Here is a 629-nt window from a genome sequence, read left to right as displayed (position 1 = left end):
CATTTGATGGCGTGGAAGAAATTTTGAAATTTGCAGATAAGAATGTAATCATGACACATAAACACAGAGATGGAGTTTTAGCAATTTTAAAATATTATGGATGGGACAAATACTTTGTAGATATGGTTACGATTGATAATGGTTTTCCTCGCAAACCCAACCCATCAGCATATACTTACTTGCATCAAAAACACAAAATTGATCTAGCTATTGGAGATAGAGAATTAGATTTGCTACCTGCAAAAGAATTAGGAATCATAACATGCATGTTTCAAGGTCAAAGTGATGTAGCAGATTATTATTTAAACGATTACTCAGAATTTTTCAATAAGGGTATTCCATTATCAAAACAGTTGTATCTTCAGCAATAAATCGCTGAAGATATATGATAGATTTATTGACTTCCGCTTTCGAATTTTATGTAAATAAGCTGTCCATATGGACAGCTTATTTTATTTTTTATTTTAAACGATCGTCTTGTTTTTGGGTGGAGTGGTGAAGGCTGGGGTGAAGCGAAGCGAGGGGCTAGCCCCTAAGAACTTAACGTAACTGAATATAGAGTAAGCTTATTGCTTAGATCGATAAAACTGGGTGGTTCGGCTGGTACAATTGCTGGTCCAAGTCGGGCA

1 protein-coding gene is annotated in these 629 nt (G+C 35.5%); it reads left to right on the top strand.

Annotation, left to right across the window (positions count from 1 at the left end):
* Positions 1–371: HAD hydrolase-like protein (locus D8S75_RS17325; protein ID WP_157982685.1), on the top strand; the 371-nt coding region annotated here is incomplete at its 5' end.
* Positions 372–629 lie beyond the last annotated feature (258 nt).

The organism is Simplicispira lacusdiani, assembly GCF_003604195.1.
Lineage (GTDB): Bacteria > Pseudomonadota > Gammaproteobacteria > Burkholderiales > Burkholderiaceae_C > Simplicispira > Simplicispira lacusdiani.
This window is presented reverse-complemented; position numbering and strand designations above follow the sequence as displayed.